This is a genomic window from Albirhodobacter sp. R86504 (genome assembly GCF_042466415.1).
In the GTDB taxonomy this organism is placed as follows: domain Bacteria; phylum Pseudomonadota; class Alphaproteobacteria; order Rhodobacterales; family Rhodobacteraceae; genus Albirhodobacter.
Genome location: NZ_JAXHCH010000002.1, coordinates 307458 through 326656, shown reverse-complemented (window position 1 = coordinate 326656; position 19199 = coordinate 307458). Strand labels below are relative to the sequence as shown.

The 19199-nt window shown below is 59.5% G+C and carries 17 protein-coding genes; 1 reads left to right on the top strand and 16 read right to left on the bottom strand.

Going from position 1 to position 19199, the window contains the following annotated elements; genetic code table 11:
- Positions 1-18 precede the first annotated feature (18 nt).
- The 12 genes from SJY32_RS03625 to SJY32_RS03570 form a co-directional block, all read right to left on the bottom strand.
- Positions 19-507: a GNAT family N-acetyltransferase gene (locus tag SJY32_RS03625; RefSeq protein WP_376871717.1), complete on the bottom strand. Its 489-nt coding sequence runs from the start codon at positions 505-507 to the stop codon at positions 19-21.
- Positions 508-686: 179 nt separating this feature from the next.
- On the bottom strand, positions 687-2843 hold the full coding sequence (scpA, locus tag SJY32_RS03620; protein ID WP_376871715.1) for a methylmalonyl-CoA mutase: 2157 nt from the start codon (positions 2841-2843) through the stop codon (positions 687-689).
- Positions 2844-2893: 50 nt separating this feature from the next.
- Entirely contained in the window at positions 2894-3736 is an 843-nt protein-coding gene (locus SJY32_RS03615) for a hypothetical protein (protein WP_376871713.1), read from the bottom strand.
- Positions 3736-5421 (bottom strand): hypothetical protein, encoded by a 1686-nt coding sequence (locus SJY32_RS03610; protein WP_376871711.1) that lies wholly within the window; start codon positions 5419-5421, stop codon positions 3736-3738. Before SJY32_RS03610 ends, SJY32_RS03615 begins: the two co-directional genes overlap by 1 nt.
- 1 nt (position 5422) lies before the next feature.
- Positions 5423-7426, bottom strand: coding sequence for an acetyl-CoA carboxylase biotin carboxylase subunit (locus SJY32_RS03605; protein WP_376871709.1), 2004 nt, complete (start codon positions 7424-7426; stop codon positions 5423-5425).
- 180 nt (positions 7427-7606) lie between these two features.
- On the bottom strand, positions 7607-7819 hold the full coding sequence (locus tag SJY32_RS03600; RefSeq protein WP_376871706.1) for a hypothetical protein: 213 nt from the start codon (positions 7817-7819) through the stop codon (positions 7607-7609).
- Positions 7820-8213: 394 nt separating this feature from the next.
- Positions 8214-8612, bottom strand: a complete 399-nt coding sequence (locus tag SJY32_RS03595) for a hypothetical protein (RefSeq protein ID WP_376871704.1) — start codon at positions 8610-8612, stop codon at positions 8214-8216.
- A complete protein-coding gene (locus SJY32_RS03590) occupies positions 8605-9030 on the bottom strand; it encodes a DUF6497 family protein (RefSeq protein WP_376871701.1) in 426 nt (141 codons plus the stop codon). Before SJY32_RS03590 ends, SJY32_RS03595 begins: the two co-directional genes overlap by 8 nt.
- Positions 9027-9788: an SAM-dependent methyltransferase gene (locus SJY32_RS03585; protein ID WP_376871698.1), complete on the bottom strand. Its 762-nt coding sequence runs from the start codon at positions 9786-9788 to the stop codon at positions 9027-9029. The genes SJY32_RS03590 and SJY32_RS03585 overlap by 4 nt, the downstream gene beginning before the upstream one ends.
- Positions 9789-9811: 23 nt before the next feature.
- Complete coding sequence (locus SJY32_RS03580; protein WP_376871695.1) at positions 9812-11344, bottom strand: acyl-CoA carboxylase subunit beta; 1533 nt, start codon at positions 11342-11344, stop codon at positions 9812-9814.
- A gap of 121 nt (positions 11345-11465) precedes the next feature.
- Complete coding sequence (locus SJY32_RS03575; RefSeq protein WP_376871692.1) at positions 11466-12266, bottom strand: metallophosphoesterase family protein; 801 nt, start codon at positions 12264-12266, stop codon at positions 11466-11468.
- Positions 12263-13228 (bottom strand): diacylglycerol/lipid kinase family protein, encoded by a 966-nt coding sequence (locus SJY32_RS03570; protein ID WP_376871689.1) that lies wholly within the window; start codon positions 13226-13228, stop codon positions 12263-12265. Before SJY32_RS03570 ends, SJY32_RS03575 begins: the two co-directional genes overlap by 4 nt.
- A gap of 191 nt (positions 13229-13419) precedes the next feature.
- Here SJY32_RS03570 and SJY32_RS03565 point away from each other — a divergent pair, with 191 nt between their 5' ends.
- Complete coding sequence (locus tag SJY32_RS03565; protein ID WP_376871686.1) at positions 13420-14814, top strand: short-chain fatty acyl-CoA regulator family protein; 1395 nt, start codon at positions 13420-13422, stop codon at positions 14812-14814.
- Positions 14815-14844: 30 nt separating this feature from the next.
- Here the strand turns inward: SJY32_RS03565 and SJY32_RS03560 are convergent, their stop codons facing one another.
- The 4 genes from SJY32_RS03560 to betB form a co-directional block, all read right to left on the bottom strand.
- On the bottom strand, positions 14845-15093 hold the full coding sequence (locus SJY32_RS03560; RefSeq protein WP_376871683.1) for a YdcH family protein: 249 nt from the start codon (positions 15091-15093) through the stop codon (positions 14845-14847).
- Between the two features lie 81 nt (positions 15094-15174).
- On the bottom strand, positions 15175-15816 hold the full coding sequence (locus tag SJY32_RS03555) for a thermonuclease family protein (RefSeq protein WP_376871680.1): 642 nt from the start codon (positions 15814-15816) through the stop codon (positions 15175-15177).
- Positions 15817-15981: 165 nt separating this feature from the next.
- Positions 15982-17652 (bottom strand): choline dehydrogenase, encoded by a 1671-nt coding sequence (gene betA, locus SJY32_RS03550; protein WP_376871677.1) that lies wholly within the window; start codon positions 17650-17652, stop codon positions 15982-15984.
- Positions 17653-17725: 73 nt separating this feature from the next.
- Positions 17726-19171 (bottom strand): betaine-aldehyde dehydrogenase, encoded by a 1446-nt coding sequence (betB, locus tag SJY32_RS03545; protein ID WP_376871674.1) that lies wholly within the window; start codon positions 19169-19171, stop codon positions 17726-17728.
- Positions 19172-19199 lie beyond the last annotated feature (28 nt).

Genomic DNA, 19199 nt, shown 5'->3' with positions numbered 1-19199 from the left:
TCAGGCGATGTTACCCCGTCACAACGCCTTTTGCATCACCACAAGATCGAACCAACGATCAAATTTTCGTCCGACCTCACGCAATCGGCCCGTCTCGGCATAAGATTGCGCCGCATGAAAGCCGATAGCCCCCGTATTTTCACCGCTGATCGCGGCGATCATAGTGTGATGTCCTTGCGCGCGGACATGGTCCTCAACCGCGCGCAGAAGCGCCCGCCCCACACCGCCCCGCCGCGCCGAGGGCGCAAGGCAGATGGAATGCTCCATAGTGTGGCGGTAGCCGATGCTTCCGCGAAACTGATCATAAGTCGCGAAGCCCACCACCACGCCGCCTTGTTCCGCCACGAAAAATCCGCGGTTTTGAGCGCGCCGTTGATCGATTAACGCCCCTATCGTCTCACGCGTGTGCAGATCGGTCGAGAACGTCGATACGCCTGCTTGGATCTCGGCGTTCCAAAACGCGAGGATCGCGGGGATATCATTCACATTGATCGGGCGGATATGCATGGTCCCTCCTTCGATCGCGGCCATTTGCGCAGGGATGCCGCAGATGCCCGTCACAACGGGCGGACCATCGGGCGGATTTTACCGTGGGCGGGGCTAAAACCGGGCCCGCTTATCAGCGATCAGATATGTACACAGGCAACCGAAGGGAAGCCCTCGGTTGCCCTAGCTTTACGCCCCAATCATGTCCGCGTGGCGCGGATCAGATCTAGGATTTCGCGCGCGGCGGCGGGGATGTTGGTGCCTGGACCAAAGATCGCCTTGACGCCCGCCGCCTTGAGGAAATCGTAGTCCTGCTGCGGAATGACGCCGCCACAAATCACCAAAATATCGCCTGCGCCTTGGGCTTTGAGCGCGGCGATCAACTTGGGCGCGAGGGTTTTATGACCCGCCGCCTGACTTGAAATGCCCACGATATGCACATCATTGTCGATGGCATCTTGCGCAGCCTCATCAGGGGTTTGGAACAACGGGCCCACATCCACATCAAACCCGATATCGGCAAAGGCAGTCGCGATGACTTTTGCCCCGCGATCATGGCCATCCTGCCCCATCTTCACCACAAGCATCCGTGGGCGACGCCCCTCCACCTCGGCAAACGCCTCGACATCGCGCTGGATCTGCGCGAAACCTTCATCGCCCGCGTAGGCCGCGCCGTAGACCCCTGCGAGGGTTTTGACCTCCGCGCGGTGCCGGCCGAATTCTTCTTCCATCGCCATTGAAATCTCTCCGACAGAGGCCCGCGCACGGGCGGCTTCCACGGCGGCTTCGAGCAGGTTGCCCCCCTCCTTCGCGCGGCGTGTCAACTCGGCCAGCGCGGCCGAGCAGGCCGCCTCATCACGGCTGTCGCGCATGGATTTAAGCCGCGCGATCTGGCTTTCGCGCACAGCCACGTTATCGATATCCAGAATGTCGATCGGGTCTTCCTTCGCAAGGCGATACTTGTTCACCCCCACGATAACTTCCTCGCCGCGATCAATCATGGCTTGGCGCTTGGCCGCTGACTCCTCAATGCGCAGCTTGGGCATCCCCGTCGCCACGGCCTTGGTCATCCCGCCCATTTCCTCGACTTCCTCGATCAGCGCCCATGCCTTTTCGGCCAGTTCCGCCGTCAGGCTCTCGACGTAATACGACCCGGCAAGCGGATCGACGACATTGGTGATGCCGGTTTCTTCTTGCAAAATCAGTTGGGTGTTACGGGCGATGCGGGCCGAAAAATCGGTCGGCAGGGCAATCGCCTCATCCAGCGCATTGGTATGCAGCGATTGCGTGCCCCCCAGCGCCGCCGCCATCGCCTCATAGGCGGTGCGGACCACGTTGTTATACGGGTCTTGTTCTTGCAACGACACGCCAGAGGTTTGGCAATGGGTCCGCAACATCATCGAGCCCTCTTTCTTCGGCTCGAACTCCGTCATGATCCGGTGCCAAAGCAGCCGCGCGGCGCGCAGTTTTGCGGCCTCCATGAAGAAGTTCATCCCGATCGCGAAGAAGAACGACAGCCGCCCCGCGAAGGCATCCACATCCATCCCCGCACGGATCGCGGCGCGCACATATTCGCGCCCATCGGCCAGCGTATAGGCCAATTCCTGCACAAGGTTCGCGCCCGCTTCTTGCATGTGATAGCCGGAAATCGAGATCGAATTGAACTTCGGCATCTCATTGGCGGTGTATTCAATAATATCCGCGATGATCCGCATTGAGGGTTCAGGCGGGTACACATAGGTGTTGCGCACCATGAATTCTTTGAGAATATCGTTCTGGATCGTGCCCGATAGCAGCTTGCGATCCACGCCTTGTTCCTCGCCCGTGACAATAAAATTCGCTAGGATCGGGATCACTGCGCCGTTCATCGTCATCGACACCGACACTTTCTCCAGCGGGATGCCATCGAACAGGATCTTCATATCCTCGACGCTGTCAATCGCCACGCCCGCCTTGCCGACATCGCCCTCCACGCGCGGATGATCGGAATCGTATCCGCGATGCGTCGCAAGGTCGAAGGCGACGGAAACGCCCTGCTGCCCCGCCGCCAAGGCTTTGCGGTAGAACGCGTTTGACGCCTCAGCCGTTGAAAAACCCGCATATTGCCGGATCGTCCATGGTCGCCCCGCATACATCGTCGCGCGCGGACCACGGGTAAACGGCGCGATGCCCGGCATCGAGCCAAGGTGGTTGAGATGCTCCACATCTTGCGCGGTGTAGAGCGGTTTGACCTCGATGCCCTCAAGCGTGTGCCATGTCAGATCGTTCAATGGTTTGCCGCGCAATTCTTTTTGCGCCAGCGCCTGCCACTCAGCTTGCATTGCCTCAAACGAGACTGTCGGATTGCCTTTACTCATCTTCTGTCCTCTCTCGCCTGCCTGTTCGGGCGGCGCTCACTTAAGATAGGTTACCGGGCTAGATAGGTGACCGGGCCGGTTTGCGCGACAAACCAAGCCTGATCATCGGTGTAACGAGCTTCCATCGCTGCGATTTCCTCGGGAAAGAACAGCGCGACCTTGCCCGCAGGCGTCAGCAATGTCTCCGCGCCCAGCGCTGCCCTCAATTGCTCGGGAGAGGGCGACGCATTGCGCTGGACAGGCTTTGTCAGACGAACACCCGCAGGCACGGGAGGCGCGCCGATCAGGGCCGTCAGTTGCCCGAACGGATCATCCAAGAACCGCTCGAACGGCGCGATGATCTGGGGAACTTCGGGAAATTGCGCTGCGAAATCCTCAGACAGATCCCTCCATCCGCGCGGGTTTGCGGCGATTTTACGAAAATCTGTCCCCGTTGGAAGCGCGTTCTTGCGCGCAACCATCAACCCCACCGCAGACCCCCAAAACGGGCGATAGTCACGGATGGTGAAGGCAAAGCGGCTGATCCGGTCCCCGAAAAGGCGCCGCAACCGCGTCAAACGATCGTGTGCCTCGGGGTAGAGCGCATTGCGCCCAAAACATGGATGCAGTCCTCCGAGAATGTTTTCCTCCGAGATCAACAACCGCTTGATCCCCCGCGCTTCCAACCGTGCGAATTCCGTGCGCAACCGCTTTGCAGTGGTTTGGCGCATCCGCGGCGTATCGGTGGCGTCATCAAGCGGCACGTTAAACAGCATGAATGGCTCGCGGCGCGTGATCACCGGATCCCAAATCGCGGTGCCGTGATCAGCCAAGGTATCCATGTTCATCCGCAGCCAGTATTGGAACGATGTCGTCCCGGTGCGATGAGCGCCTGTGTGCAGAATGATCTCCATCACGGCTCCCCCGCCACAGGTCGGATGTCGCCTACTGTTTGGCCGCCCAAAGCGCCGGTGCCGATGCCGCCGTCGCGTGTGAGGATTTCACCGTCACCCGCCCGCAGACCAAGCTTGAACTGTGCGCCCTCGGGTAGGTCTTTGGCCCAATCCACCGCCAGCGCCGTCATACGCTCTGCGACATCAGGGGGGGCATAGAAGGCGACTTCGATCGATCCCGCCGGCCCCAAGATCGGCTCTGGGTGACGCAGGCTGGGCCGCTGCGCCAAAGTACCGATGCGCGTCCAGCCCGTGGATTTCATCTCGCCGCCGAACCAGTTGTCGTAAACCATCGCCACCTGCACATCATGCGATTTGAGTAACGGCTCAAGCCATGTGACATCGTTCGCGGGCCGCGCTTGGCGTTGCGCCAATGCCTCAGCGTTGCCCAACCCCATGATATCAAGCACGTAATTCGGATTATCCAGCGTGACACGCCCCAAGTCGTTCACCGCTACCGGCGCCTCAACCAAACGGGCAAATCGCGCCATTTGCGCATGCTGCACATGAAGCACCCACGGGCCCCAGACGTAGTCCTTGATCAGTTTGGGCTGGTAGGCGGAAATGCTTAACACAAACGCGATTGCGATCACCCCCGCCATCCGCAGATGGTCCCTCCCGCTCAGCCCCGCCATCGACAAAAGCAATGCGCTGACCAACGTGACGATCGCATAATGCTCGTAGCGATCCATCCATCCAACCTGCCCCAACGCAAGATGCGCCAGCCCCGCCCCCCCCGCAACGCGCAGGATGACCATACGGCCGCCCTCGCGCATACGCGGCGCAAAAATTGGGATGAGGATGGTCAGCACGACAAGCGCCCCGAGGATTAGCCCGCCTTGATGCCACAAGTTCGTGGTGAAACCCTCAGCCAATCTGGTGAGGAAAGCATCAACCCCGCCGCCTTGCGGGGCGGAGACTTGCGACAGTTTCGCGATGACCGATCCAGGCAAAGGCGGCAGCCCCAGAGAGGCGAGATATGCCATGAACCCGCCAAGCGTGGCCGCAACCGCCGCGCACAGTGAAAGCGCCCAGCCGAACCGACGATAAATTGCCAAGACACAAAGCGATAGCCCCGACAGCGCCAACCCTTCCAAGCGCAAGAGTGGCGCCGCGACAATCGCCGCCGCAAACCACCACGCGACGCGCCCCCGCCGGACCAGCCGATCAATTCCCAGAAGCATCAAGAGCGACGCCCCAACATGCAGCTCGTGTTCCAACCCCGAGAAGGCCACGCCGTGCATATTCAGCGCAAGCGGCCCGACCCCAGCGAGCGCGAGCGCAAGCGTGCCGCGATATCCCGCCGCCGCAAGGATGCCGCCCCACAACGCCCCCGCCCCCGTCACCGCCAGCGCATTCACAATCATGGGGGCAAATATTTGCACCTTGCTGCCAACCAACGGCAAAAGCAGCACGGGATATAGAATCGACGAGGCTGCCGAAGCCACCTCGCCCGCATTCACGCCATATGTTCCGCGCGCGATCCCCTTCGCCATCGCGAGATGGATATAGGGATCATCGAGCGGGTATTCGAACGCCCCTGCCAATGCATAGGCCCAAATTTGCAGAGCACAAAAACCGGCAAACGCCGTAAAGGCGGCGATCACGGGCAAAGCCCGAGACGCCTGTTTTTGTGCCAGCATCATCTTATTCGAACTCCATAATCACATCATCCACCTTCAGGGATGCGCCGGCCTCCGCCGAAACCGATTTGACGATGCCCTTACGTTCCGCGCGCAAGATGTTTTCCATCTTCATCGCCTCAACGGTCGCCAAAGCCTGGCCTTCTTGCACCTCGTCGCCCTCAGCCACGTTGATTTTCACCACCAGCCCCGGCATCGGGCAGAGCAGGAATTTCGACGTATCGGGCGGCAACTTCTCAGGCATCAGCTTCGCCAACTCTGCCTGACGCGGGCTGCGGACATGTGCTTTGAGATCCGCGCCGCGTGTGCGCACGCGGAACCCCGACGGGATCTTGGCGGTTTTCAACACCAAGGGCGCGCCGTCCACTGTCAGACTGGCGAGCGCCATCCCCGGCGTCCAATCGGAGGCAACGCGGTGGGCGCTGCCATCTGCGAAGGTGATCGTGGATCCATCGTGATCCGCCGCAATCGTCACGGCGAATTCGGCGTCTTGCAAGGACACCACCCAATCGCGCCCGACCTTGCGCTCATGGTTACCTAACGTACCGGAGATCCGCGTGCGGCGCACCTCGGCCACGAAATTCATCGCCGTGACAGCGGCCGCGATGCGTTTGAGCATCGGCGTCTCGAGGCTCACACCCTCAAAGCCGTCTGGGAATTCTTCGGCGATAAAGGCCGTGGTCATCTCGCCCGACACGAATTTCGGATGGTCCATCACGGCGGCGCAGAACGGCAAGTTGTGGCCGATGCCTTCCACCTCGAACGTATCAAGGGCAAGCCGCATTTCCTCAATCGCCTCCAACCGCGTCGGCGCCCAAGTGCAGAGCTTCGCGATCATCGGGTCATAGAACATCGAAATCTCGCCGCCCTCAAACACGCCCGTATCATTGCGCACGATCCCGCCGCGATCCGTTGCGCCCTCAACAGGCGGACGGTAGCGCGTCAATCGGCCAATCGATGGCAGGAAGTTGCGATACGGGTCCTCGGCATACAAACGGCTTTCCATCGCCCAACCGTTGATTTTCAAGTCGTCTTGCTTGAACGCAAGCGGCTCGCCATTGGCCACGCGGATCATCTGTTCCACCAGATCAACGCCGGTGATCAGTTCGGTCACGGGATGCTCCACCTGCAAACGGGTGTTCATTTCCAGGAAGTAGAAATTACGGTTGCCGTCGACGATGAACTCCACCGTGCCCGCCGAAGTATAGCCCACCGCTTTGGCCAAAGCGCAGGCCTGTTCGCCCATCGCCTTGCGGGTCTCGGGATCGAGGAACGGGCTTGGCGCTTCTTCAATAACCTTTTGGTTCCGGCGCTGGATCGAGCATTCGCGCTCATGCAAATAGACGCAATTGCCGTGTTGATCGGCGAGCACCTGAATTTCGATATGGCGCGGCTGGGTCACGAATTTCTCGATGAAAATCCGGTCATCCCCGAAGGAATTGGCGGCCTCGTTCTTGGAGGATTCAAACCCCTCTTTGACTTCCGATTCCGACCACGCGATCCGCATCCCCTTGCCGCCGCCGCCCGCCGAGGCTTTGATCATCACCGGATAGCCGATCTGGCCGGAGATCGTCACCGCCTCCTCGGCATCCGCAATGATCCCCATGTAGCCGGGAACCGTGGAAACACCGGCCTCTTGCGCCAGTTTTTTGGAGGTGATCTTGTCGCCCATGCTTTCAATCGCGGAGGACGGAGGGCCGACGAAAATCACGCCTTCCTTCTCCAAAGCCTCCGCGAATTTCATGTTCTCGGACAAGAACCCATAGCCCGGATGCACCGCCTCTGCGCCCGTTTGACGGATCGCATCCATGATCTTGTCAATCACGATATAGGATTGGTTGGCCGGCGAAGGCCCGATATGAACAGCCTCATCGGCCATTTTTACGTGTAAGGCATTTCGGTCGGCGTCCGAATACACGGCCACCGTTTTAATCCCCATCTTCTGCGCGGATTTGATAACCCGACATGCGATCTCGCCACGGTTGGCAATCAGAATTTTCTTGAACATGACACTTCCCTCCCGCGCGCGCTGTTACGCGCGCCCCCGAATTTTACCAATTTGCAAATGCTCATTCCCCTGCGCCCTTCGCCCGAACGCAAAACGCCACCGGAGCGCGGGCTCCGGTGGCGTGAATTTATAGTCAGATGACGCAGCGCGGTGCGCGGCGTCAGTGCGTCGGCGTGACGATTAGTAGCCGCGGTTGCTGCACAGGCCTGCGTCATCGCAATAGCTGCCTGCGAGGGCGCCAAGCGCCGCACCAGCGACCATGTTTTCGTCTGTTGCATCCGCGATGAGCGCACCAGCAGCCGCACCGCCGAGCGCGCGCTCGCCGTCAGTTGCCATGCAGCCCGAGAGAGCGGTTGCGCCAACGAGCGCGATGAAGAACGAAGATTTGAGCATGTGGATCTGCCTCCAGTAGGGTTTTTATATGCACTGAAGTTTAGCGTGTTTTGCGCCTGCGCACAGCGTAATTTGTCGCGGCTTGGCCTCACGCTCGCGTGATGGGCATGAATTCGCTTATTGCGCGCATCTATTTTCACACGCGCAGATTGATCCGGCTGGCTGAGAAAATCGGGTCCAGCCAAAGCAAGGCCGGACCCGCAGTCAGGGGAAGGGGTCAGGGTTTGGGCGGACGGACCAAAGGCCGCCTGCCCCACAAAGACGACGCGACGTCGAACACCGCGCGTCCCTTGATCATGCGCCGTGCCGACCCGAATGGCAAAAGCGGAATCCGCACGCGGCAAGGCCTCGGCAGTTTCGCGCCAGAACTGGGATCGGCTCGGCAAAACCATGCTCAGTCGTCCTCCCACGCATCATCTTCATCTTCCCATTCGATCTGCTCGGCATCTTTGGCGAAGACCTCGGGGAAGGCGATTTCGGCTTTTGCCACGTCGATCCGCAGCAAGGCCTCGTAATCACACGGATCGAACGGGTCTTCAGCCGGGACGACCTCCCGCCCGAACAGCCAAGAGATGCGCGCCGCATCGAGATTGCCACGCTCAAACGGCTCCTCGCCGAAATGATTCCAAAGCGCGGCCATAAACCCCGCATCCGCGCGACGGTCCGCGGGCGCACGATCCTTATACCGTTCGCGTTTGATGATCTTTGTGGCGCCTTTTTTATTGGCGCGACGGATGACGAATTGGAAATCGGTGGAGGGCAGACGCCCCGGGAAGCCGCGATGTTTAATCATAGAAAAGTTCCAGTTCACAGGTGCCGTTCGTGATGTTGAAGGCATCGAAATATTGGGTGACGGTGTCATCGGCCTCACCGAAGGGGATTTCTTGATCCATCAGCGAAACCACGATCTGATTCACCTGAGGGCCGATATTGGGTATACGCGCGAGAGCAAAGTTCTCGCACAACCACGCGATATCGGCCAAAGCGGCCTCACTGTCGATAGGCTTTCGCCCCGAAATGGAGGGCGCGAGGAACCGAAAGCGCATCGCGTTGCCTTCGCTGCCCTGCGCATCATGGATCGCATCCACCCACGTCACCCGCTGGCCCGAGGGCACTTCGATCTCTTGCCCCGCCTCGGCCGGATCGGGATGAAACACCATCATCGCCTGCGCGAAGGCCACAGGGGCCGCCGCGAACATCACGTTACTCATGCCGCCCCTCCCTTGCGCAACAAAATCCGCAACACTTTGGGTGGCGCGTCCAGATCCTCGATCCGCCCCATCGGCGTGAGCTTCATCAACTGGCCCAGCGCGTTGCTTTCGCGCAAGTCGAGCAGCACCGCGCCGTCATCCGTCACGGTTTTCTCAAAGAATTCGACATAGCTATCAACCGGATAGTGGAACCCGCAGGAAAGAAACGAAATCGCGAGATCCGGACGTTTCAGCGTCAGGACATCCGTTTGCGATGGATTAACGCAGGCAAGCCTAGCCTCGGCCACACCATTGTCGACAAACAGCTTTTTTGCCACCGACAGCGAGGAATACGCCGCCGCCTCATCCTCGAACCCGAAGTGGCGTTGATCATTGGTTTCGAGATCAATCAGCGTCACATCGCATCCGAACTCTTGCGCCGCAAAGAGCGAAAAGAACCCGTAGCCGCATCCGATATCGGCCAGATGACGCGGATTGAGCTCTTGTAGGGTCTCCCGCAGGCTAATGTATTCTGCATGGATGACGCCCGCCGCCCGCCGCGCGATCTCCTCGCCCAGACGATCCACCTGCGCCTCGATCAAGCTGCTATCGCCCGAGTTCCAAGCACGGATCACCGCCCCCTGACGGGGCAGATCATACAGCACTTCCGAGCGCTGCAAGATCAGGTTCGCCAAATCCGAACGGTCAAACACGCCGAGAGACAGCGCCTTAACCTGTTCCGCCTCGGCCGCCTCGCCAATGTCGATTTTCAACTGCATAAATCGCGCCCCTAAATTAATCCTTACAGGGGGATGTTATCGTGTTTTTTCCACGGATTGGACAGTTTCTTTGAACGCAGGCTGGCGAAAGCCCGCGCAACGCGACGGCGGGTGGAGCGCGGCTGGATCACTTCGTCAATGAAGCCCTTTTCGGCGGCCACAAACGGATTGGCAAAGCGCGTCTCGTAATCCTTCGTGCGGGCGGCGATTTTATCGCTATCGCCCAGCTCGGACCGGTACAGAATCTCGACCGCCCCCTTCGCCCCCATCACCGCAATCTCCGCTGTGGGCCATGCGTAGTTAAAATCGCCGCGAAGATGCTTGGACGCCATAACATCATACGCGCCGCCGTAAGCCTTACGTGTGATAACCGTGACCTTCGGCACCGTGGCCTCGCCGTACGCAAACAGCAGTTTCGCGCCATGCTTGATCACGCCGCCGTATTCCTGGCTCGTGCCCGGCAAGAACCCTGGCACATCGACCAAGGTCAGGATCGGAATTTCAAAGGCATCGCAGAACCGCACGAACCGCGCCGCTTTACGCGATGAATCGATATCAAGGCAGCCCGCCAGCACCATCGGCTGGTTCGCCACGACCCCTACCGTTTGCCCCTCAAGGCGCACAAACCCGGTCAGGATATTGCCCGCGAACTCTTTCTGGATCTCGAAGAAATCGCCCTCATCGGCCAGTTTAACAATCAGCTCCTTCATATCATAAGGCGCATTCGGATTATCCGGGATCAGCGTATCAAGGCTTTCCTCGACCCGCGCAACATCGTCGAAGAACGGGCGCACGGGTGCTTTTTCACGGTTCGAGAGGGGAAGAAAATCGATCAGCCGCCGCGTCTCGGCAATCGCTTCGACATCATTTTCATATGCGCCATCCGCGACGGAGGACTTCTTGGTGTGCGTTGACGCGCCGCCCAATTGCTCTGCGGTGACAACCTCATTCGTGACCGTTTTCACCACGTCAGGGCCGGTAACGAACATATAGGAGCTGTCTTTAACCATGAAGATGAAATCCGTCATCGCTGGCGAATAGACCGCGCCGCCCGCGCATGGCCCCATGATCAAGGAGATCTGCGGGACAACCCCGGACGCCATAATATTGCGCTGAAACACCTCCGCATACCCCGCGAGCGAGGCCACACCCTCCTGAATTCGCGCGCCGCCAGAATCGTTCATGCCAATAACCGGCGCGCCGTTTTGCATCGCCATATCCATGATTTTGCAAATTTTTTCGGCATGTGTCTCTGACAAGGACCCGCCAAACACCGTGAAATCTTGCGAAAAGACGTAAACCATCCGCCCGTTCACTGTCCCCCAACCGGTGATGACGCCGTCCCCTGCGGGACGATCTGCTTCCATCCCGAAATCGGTGCAGCGATGCGCCTTGAACATATCGAATTCTTCGAACGAACCCTCATCAAGCAAGAGTTCGACGCGCTCGCGCGCGGTCAGCTTGCCCTTCGCATGCTGCGCATCAATCCGGCGCTGACCGCCCCCTTGACGCGCGGCGGCACGACGGTTTTCCAACTGTTCGAGAATATCTTTCATGGCGACCTCCGAGAGCAGATTTCTACCACCCTAACAGGGGAATTCGATTGACACCAAATGGATTTGAGCAATTTTGCAAATAATTGGCAGCAACTCGATTGCAAATTGCAAACTTGCTAATTTACGCCTCTGCCCTCCGCCACAGCCCTGCATCGCGGCGCCACTCACTTGTGTCGCGCTCGATAAAGACGCCGTCAATGGCGCCCTGCGCGGACCATGTCACGACGCGCAGCGCGTCGCGCGTTATATCAAGCTGGTTGAAGGTATTATCGCCTTGCTCGCGCACGCGCGTCGATAGGCCCGTGCCTGCCTGAACGAACAAAAGATCAGGCGCGGCGCGGAACGGGGCGGTGGCGGCTTGGTGAAGATGCCCCGACAAGACCACATCCGCGCCACATGCCGACAGCACGTGCAAGGCTTTGCGCGCGCCCTTCATCAATCGTTTATCGGCACCCTCTGCCTGCTCGGGCGGATGGTGCAAAGCGACGATCCGCATCTGCCCCGCATCCTCGCCAAGCGCCAGGCAGACGCGCGCCCGTGCGTGCTTTCCAAACTTCCCGCGCTGCAACGCGCGGGGGTTCACAGTGTTCAGCCCGACGACAGTCACCTCGGGATCTGCATAGACCGGCTCCAGATCCTCGGAAATATAGCGCTTGTACCGCGAAAACGGCGCAAAGAAGCGTTGAAACAGATTGTAGAGCGGGGTGTCGTGGTTACCCGGAACGCACAGGACCGGCGGGCCGATCTGCGCGATAAACGCTGCCGCCTCACGAAACTGGTTCGGGCGCGCGCGTTGCGTCAGATCGCCCGAAATCACGACCAGATCGGGTTTGAGCGCCTCGATCTTTCTCAAAAGCGGGGCCTTCAGATCAGGATTGACCCGCCCGAAGTGCAAATCGGAAAGATGGATAATCCGCCTCACGTTTCACCTCCCTGTCGCGGCATAATCACATAGAGCGGCTCAGCGCTCATCTTGAATGTTAACGGCGCCGCCGCTTTGTCGCGCTCACCATCAAAGGCAAGAAGAAGTCGCTTGCGTCGCGGGGTGACAACGATTTCATGCGCTGCGAGAAAATCATAATCGCGCCCCAGTTGCGCAGTGCGGGTCACCAATCGCAATGCTGTCCGAAAGAGATCAAGACGGGTCTCGCCACGCCCGATCAGAACGGCAAACTGATCGTCAGAAATACTTCGCGCCCCCGCCAGACCGAAAGTTTTGAGCTGATACGCGGAGCGGAACACAAAAAGTAATGGAGACCGGCATGAGAATGCGCGCCCATCCGCAACCACATCAAGATGCATCGGGCGCTGAAATTTCCAGAATGTCCGCGCAACGGACCAATGCGCCATGATCCGGCGCCGCCCGAACCGCGCGTAGATTGTTTCTCGCTCTCGCAAAATTTGCGGGTAGATTCCGATACTTGCATTGTTGAGGAACACTTTCCCATTCACCGTCCCGACATGAATGGGCCGGGCGACTCCTCGCGCGATCTCGCGCGCCGCGGTAAATGGGTCCTCCGGCAAGCCAACGCCCCGCGCAAAATAGTTGAACGTCCCGAGCGGCAGATGCGAAAACGCGCACCCCGTGCCCATCACGCCGCCGGCCACCGCCATCGCCGTGCCATCCCCCCCCGCTGCAACTACGGCCTGCGCCCCGTCCGCCACGGCGGCCTTTACGACGGAGGAGATATCGTCCCCCTTTTTAAACTCAAAGCGCCGGACGCGGTGCGCGCCAAGCCCCTCAATCCCGCGGCCAAGTGCCTCCCTGTCGCGGGCATTCGTGCCAGATCGTTGGTTAACGATGACCGCAATACGCGCATCATCGTTGAGCGGCGCACGCCACGCACCCTCGCCCTCGCCTGCAACATCAATGACATTTTTCATGAGCACGCCTTTTGCCGAAGCACTGCGACGAGCTCGCAGCAAAAGGTAAACGCGCGATATCGGTTTGGGTTTCCCAACAGCGTCACTTTAATTTCCCTTGCCAGATCCGAGCCTGCACTTCTATCATTTGCAAAAGCATCGGGTGATATTTGCAAACTTGCCTATGATCACCTCGTAACTCGGCGGATGAGATGAGCACACAAAAACTATACGCTGGCGTAAAACTCCGCGAAACGCGCGCGCAATTTGGGATGACCCAAAAGCTTTTCGCCGAGCGTTTGGGTATTTCCCTGCCCTATCTTAACCAGATGGAGAATAATCACCGCCCCGTCTCCACTCAAGTCGTGCTCGCGCTTGCGGGGGAGTTTGGGCTCGATGTCACCGAGCTCTCAACCGGCGATTCAGAGCGGCTCGTTTCAGATATGCGCGAAGCCTTGGCGGATCCGGTCTTCGCAGATACCGCGCCTCCCTTGGCTGACATGCGGCTCGCGGCGTCGAACGCGCCTGCCCTCGCCCGTGCTTTTTTAGAGCTGCACCGCGCCTATCGGCAAACGCATGAGCGGCTCGCCTCACTGGATGATGCCTTGGGCCGCGACGAGACGTTCAACGCCAATAGCCCTTGGGAGGAGGTGCGCGACTTCTTTCACTATTGCGACAATTACATTGACGCCGTCGACCGCGCCGCGGAGCGTTTCGCGATGCAAGACGGAGTCCGACGCCCGCCGATCGAATACGCGATTGAGACGCTTTCAAAACGAAAATTCGAAGTGAAATTCGAGAATTCGAACTTTTTGCGGCAACGCGACGGGAACATTATCACCCTATCTGCGCGCGAAAACCACGCCACGCAGGCATTCCAACTGCTGCATCAAGTTGCACTTATCACACAAAACGAGCTTTTGGAGGCAACGCTCGACCTTGCGCGTTTCCAATCTGAAACGGCGCGCGGAATTGCGAAAATCGGGCTCGCGAATTACTTCGCCGGGGCTGCCTTAATGCCCTACCGCGTCTTTCTCGCGGCGGCGCAAGAGACACGTCACGATCTTGAACGGCTCTCGGATATGTTCGGCGCGTCATACGAGCAGGTGGCGCACCGCCTTTCGACCTTGCAGCGCGTAGGCGCGAAAGGCATCCCGTTTTTCTTCGTGCGCGTCGATCAAGCAGGCACGATCACCAAGCGACATTCCGCGACACGCCTGCAGTTTGCGCGTTTTGGCGGGGCCTGCCCCTTGTGGAATGTGCATCAAGCCTTCGAGACACCCGGACGGTTCATCCGGCAATTGGCCGAGACACCCGACGGGGTTCGTTACCTTTGCCTTGCGCGCGACGTATCGAAAACCGGCGGCTCATTCGCCGCCCCCACGCGCCGCTACGCGATTGGGTTGGGATGCGAAATCAGCCATGCGCGCGGGCTGGTTTATGCGGATGATCTGGAATTGGGAAATCCGCGCGCCTATCAACCCATCGGGATTTCATGCCGGATTTGTGAGCGCAAAGACTGTCACCAAAGGTCGGTTCCGCCCTTGGAGCACCGCCTGACGCTGGACCCCGACCACCGCGGGATCCAGCCCTATAATATCGCCTAAATCGTTATTTATGCGTGCATTTTTCGCGCCTCATGCGTCCGAAGCTTCGTGAAGGATCTTCGCGAGCTGATCCTTCAACGCCGCACGGGTTTTACGCAGCTCGGTCTCGGCAAATTGGTCGATGGGCTCGATATTGGTTTCGGCCCGGTGCACGGCACGGTTGATTTCATGATACTCGGCGGCAAGCCGCGCGAAATGAGCATCAAGCTCCTTCAGCGCGTGGATGGCTTCTGCCTGATCGGGGAATTCTTCGTGCAATTCATGAGGTGTGTTCGACATCTCGTATCTCCCTTGGTTATGGGGAGAGGTTAGCCGAGGACTCGCGGCCGCGCTTTGATACGTATCAAACTGCGCGGCGGCCTATCGTTTCGCTGCGCGCCATCCTGCCGCCCGCGCCTCTGCTGCGGAACAAAACCAACGCTCGCCACGTGCTTCATTAATGGCGGTCTCGGCGTAGAACGCTTGGTTTGGCATGTGATATATGCGGCCTGAATTGGAAATGTTCCCCTTGATCCGGCATCCCGCACGCGGCGGCTCCTCGGCCTCGCGGCGACTTGCCGCGCGGGCTTGAGCGCGGAACGTCTCCGGCGTCTCCGCCTCGCCAGACCACAGCCCCGCGCCGCGTTGCTCCGCACGCGCCTCAAGCATGACGTAATCATCGGAGTATTTACGGTAGGCAAAGGCTGCGCCCTGCGCCACCATTTGCGCGTTGATATCCTGAGCGCCGTTGAAACACCGCGCGACTGTGCGCCCGTAGCGATCCATCTCAACGGGCTCGCAACTCACTCGGCCTTGGACGAGTGCGCGCAAACTTTGCGTCGCGAAAGCACCGCACTCCCACCGTTTTCCCCGAGCATCAGCACAGGTCTGGTTCTGCTCGGGCGCATCGATACCAAAAAGCCGAACGCGGGTTCCATCCAAGTCAAGCGTGTCGCCGTCAATCACCCGCGCAACGCCCGAAATCATCACCGCCCGCGCAGGCTCTGGCGTGAAAACAGCCATAGCAACTGCGCAAATTGCGAGAGACGCTCTCATAGAGCGCCACATCAGATTGTGGTTCACCATAAATTTGCCCCAAGCCCTAGCCTAAACCGCGTGTAACGGAGGCAAGCAAGCGAGGCAAGCGCGATGCACGCTCAAGGTGAACAAAATTAGAACACGCTGCGATTACCGTTGCGAGGAGTCCCAGCTTTCAACGAGCTTTGGCGCTAGGTTTTCGGGCGGCAGCCGACGACCCAAGATGTGGTCGGCGATCTTCTCCCCCACCATGATCGATGGCCCGTTGAGGTTGCCATTGGGGATGCGCGGGAAGATCGAACTATCCGCCACCCGCAGGCCCTGCACGCCGATCACCCGCCCTTCGGGATCAACGACCGCCATCGGATCGGAGGCCGCGCCCATCCGCGCCGTTCCGCAGGGATGATACGCGCTTTCGGCATGGGCACGGATGAAGCTGTCGATCTCGTCATCGGTTTGCAACGCCGCGCCGGGCTGAATTTCGAACTTTACGTGCTCGGCCATGGCGGGCTGGGCGAAAATCTCGCGTGTCAGGCGAATGCATTTGCGGAATTCGGCCCAGTCATCGGGATGCGACATATAGTTAAATCGGATCACCGGATTATCCTTGGGATCGTTTGAGCGCAGCGTGACCGAGCCACGCGACTTTGATCGCATCGGCCCGACATGTGCTTGGAAGCCGTGCCCCTCGGCGGCTGCTTTTCCGTCATAACGCACCGCGATCGGCAAGAAGTGATACTGAATATCAGGATATTCCACGCCCTTACCCGACCGAATAAAGGCACATGCCTCGAATTGGTTTGATGTGCCAAGGCCGGTTTTTGTTAACAGCCATTGCGCGCCAATCAGCGCCTTTCCTGCGAGGTTCCAATATTTATACAGCGTTATCGGCTGCTTGGCCGCATATTGGAAATAGACCTCAAGATGATCTTGAAGGTTAGCGCCTACGCCCGCACGATCCGCGACGACGTCAATGCCATGCGCGCGCAGATGGTCCGCGGGGCCAACACCCGACAACATCAAAAGCTTAGGCGTGTTGAGAGATGACGCCGCAAGGATGACCTCAACATTCGCGCGGATCATCTCAATCTTTCCGCCGCGCTCAACCTCAACCCCGATGGCGCGCCCCTCTTCAAAGACCACTTTCCGCGCCAAACCGCGCAGCAACTCGCAATGGCCCGTTGCAATCGCCGGACGAAGATAGGCTTTCGCCGCTGACCAGCGCTCGCCCTTGTGGATCGTGGCCTCCATCGGGCCAAAACCTTCTTGCTGCCGACCGTTGTAATCGCCAGTCAATGCGTAACCCGCCTGTTCGCCCGCCTTGATAAAGGCGGAGAACAGAGGATTTTTCCGTGGCCCGCGCGAGATATGCAAGGGCCCGTCCGTGCCCCGAAACGCGGGGTCGGCCTGCGGATCTTGCGCCGCGTCCTCGGCGCCGTGCCAGTTTTCCATACGTTTGAAATAGGGCAACACATCCGCGTAAGCCCACCCTTGCGCGCCCGCCTCAGACCAATGATCGAAATCTTTGGCATGGCCGCGAACATAGACCATCCCGTTGATCGAGGATGACCCCCCCACCACCTTGCCGCGCGGCGTTACCAACTCACGCCCGCCGAGGCCAGCCTCGGGTTCGGACGACATGCCCCAATCGTACATCTTCATATTCATCGGGTAGGAGAGCGCCGCGGGCATCTGAATGAAAGGACCGGCATCCGTACCGCCGTGCTCGATCACGATGACTTTCTTGCCCGCTTCCGCCAGCCGGAACGCCACCGCCGACCCGCCCGAGCCCGCCCCTACAATCACATAATCCGCCGTCATATCTTCGCCCTAACTTCCAATAATGTTCGACGTCAATGACTTAACGGCCATCGCATCACCACATCCGTCCCGATTAATACGGGCTTTCAACCGACCCCATGCCGACATAGACCGACTTCACCTGCGAGTAATGCTCAATCGCCGCCCGTGAGTTTTCGCGCCCCAAGCCAGAGGATTTGACCGCCCCGAATGGCATTTGCACCGGCGTGAGGTTATAGGCGTTGATCCAGCAAGTGCCCGCCTCCAGACGCCCGATCACGCGGTGGCCGCGCGTCAGATCGGCGGTGAAAACGCCCGCGGCGAGGCCGAATTGCGTATCATTTGCGCGCGCAATGACCTCGTCCTCGGTGTCGAAATCGAGCACCGCCATCACAGGCCCGAAGACCTCCTCGCGCGCTAGGGTCATGGTATCGGTCACATCGGCGAAGATCGTCGGCTGCACGAACAGCGCCTCCGAACTCCCCCCGCCGGTCACCAAAGTTCCGCCCTCGGCCTGCGCGCGCTCGATATAGGCTTTGACCTTTGCGTGCTGCTCTGCCGAGATCAAGGGCCCGAACTGAGTTGCCTCATCAAGCGGATCGCCCATGATGATTGCCTCCGTGCGCTCCTTAAGCCGCGCGAGGAAGCGCGTTTTGAGGCTTTTTTGCACGAAAACACGCGTTCCATTCGAACATATCTGCCCCGAGGAATAAAAATTGGCGAGCATCGCCGCCCCGACCGCATCCTCGAGATTGGCATCCTCAAACACGATCAATGGAGATTTGCCGCCCAGCTCCATCGTCACGTGCTTCATGCCCGCCGCTGCTGTTTGGTAAACCTTTGCACCCGTCGGCACCGATCCGGTGAGAGAGACTTTCGCGATTCCCGGATGGCTCGCCAGTTGCGCGCCCACCGCGCCGCGGCCCTGCACGACGTTAAACAGGCCCGCAGGCGCGCCGGCCTCGATCAGGATTTCCGCAAGTTTCAGCGCGCCGAGCGGTGTCATCTCGGAGGGTTTGAACACCATGGCATTTCCCATCGCCAAGGCAGGCGCGGCCTTCCAACAAGCGATTTGACTGGGGTAATTCCAAGCGCCAATCCCCGCGCAAACGCCCAAGGCCTCACGAATTGTGTAGGCAAAATCGCCACCAAGCGGGATCATCTCACCGGTTACCGTTGGCGCCAGCCCGCCGAAAAATTCAAGACTATCCGCGCCAGAGGGCCAATCCGCGCAGATGGTTTCCTGAATGGGCTTGCCCGTATCCAAGGTTTCCAGCCGCGCGAGCGCGTCGTTTCGTTCGCGGATGAGCATCGCCGCACGGGTCAACACGCGCCCCCGATCAACCGGTGCGCGCGCGGCCCATTCCTTTTGCGCACGCGCCGCCGATGCAACGGCAAGATCCACCAGATCCGGCGTCGCTTCATGCAGTCGGGCGATCACCTCGCCCGTGTAAGCATAGGTGACGACAATCTCTGCGCCGTCGGATTCGACGTATTTTCCGTCGATAAAATGGCTCGCGGCGGGCTGAGCATCAAACATGGCGATCTCCGTCAATTGTTGTAAAAAG

Coding starts and splice junctions, on each gene's coding strand:
- SJY32_RS03605 (WP_376871709.1), bottom strand. CDS start 7,426: ATGTTCAAGAAAATTCTGATTGCCAACCGTGGCGAGATCGCATGTCGG.
- SJY32_RS03600 (WP_376871706.1), bottom strand. CDS start 7,819: ATGCTCAAATCTTCGTTCTTCATCGCGCTCGTTGGCGCAACCGCTCTC.
- SJY32_RS03580 (WP_376871695.1), bottom strand. CDS start 11,344: ATGAAAGATATTCTCGAACAGTTGGAAAACCGTCGTGCCGCCGCGCGT.
- scpA (WP_376871715.1), bottom strand. CDS start 2,843: ATGAGTAAAGGCAATCCGACAGTCTCGTTTGAGGCAATGCAAGCTGAG.
- betB (WP_376871674.1), bottom strand. CDS start 19,171: ATGTTTGATGCTCAGCCCGCCGCGAGCCATTTTATCGACGGAAAATAC.
- SJY32_RS03555 (WP_376871680.1), bottom strand. CDS start 15,816: ATGGCTGTTTTCACGCCAGAGCCTGCGCGGGCGGTGATGATTTCGGGC.
- SJY32_RS03570 (WP_376871689.1), bottom strand. CDS start 13,228: ATGAAAAATGTCATTGATGTTGCAGGCGAGGGCGAGGGTGCGTGGCGT.
- SJY32_RS03625 (WP_376871717.1), bottom strand. CDS start 507: ATGCATATCCGCCCGATCAATGTGAATGATATCCCCGCGATCCTCGCG.
- SJY32_RS03560 (WP_376871683.1), bottom strand. CDS start 15,093: ATGTCGAACACACCTCATGAATTGCACGAAGAATTCCCCGATCAGGCA.
- SJY32_RS03610 (WP_376871711.1), bottom strand. CDS start 5,421: ATGATGCTGGCACAAAAACAGGCGTCTCGGGCTTTGCCCGTGATCGCC.
- betA (WP_376871677.1), bottom strand. CDS start 17,652: ATGACGGCGGATTATGTGATTGTAGGGGCGGGCTCGGGCGGGTCGGCG.
- SJY32_RS03595 (WP_376871704.1), bottom strand. CDS start 8,612: ATGATTAAACATCGCGGCTTCCCGGGGCGTCTGCCCTCCACCGATTTC.
- SJY32_RS03565 (WP_376871686.1), top strand. CDS start 13,420: ATGAGCACACAAAAACTATACGCTGGCGTAAAACTCCGCGAAACGCGC.
- SJY32_RS03590 (WP_376871701.1), bottom strand. CDS start 9,030: ATGAGTAACGTGATGTTCGCGGCGGCCCCTGTGGCCTTCGCGCAGGCG.
- SJY32_RS03585 (WP_376871698.1), bottom strand. CDS start 9,788: ATGCAGTTGAAAATCGACATTGGCGAGGCGGCCGAGGCGGAACAGGTT.
- SJY32_RS03615 (WP_376871713.1), bottom strand. CDS start 3,736: ATGGAGATCATTCTGCACACAGGCGCTCATCGCACCGGGACGACATCG.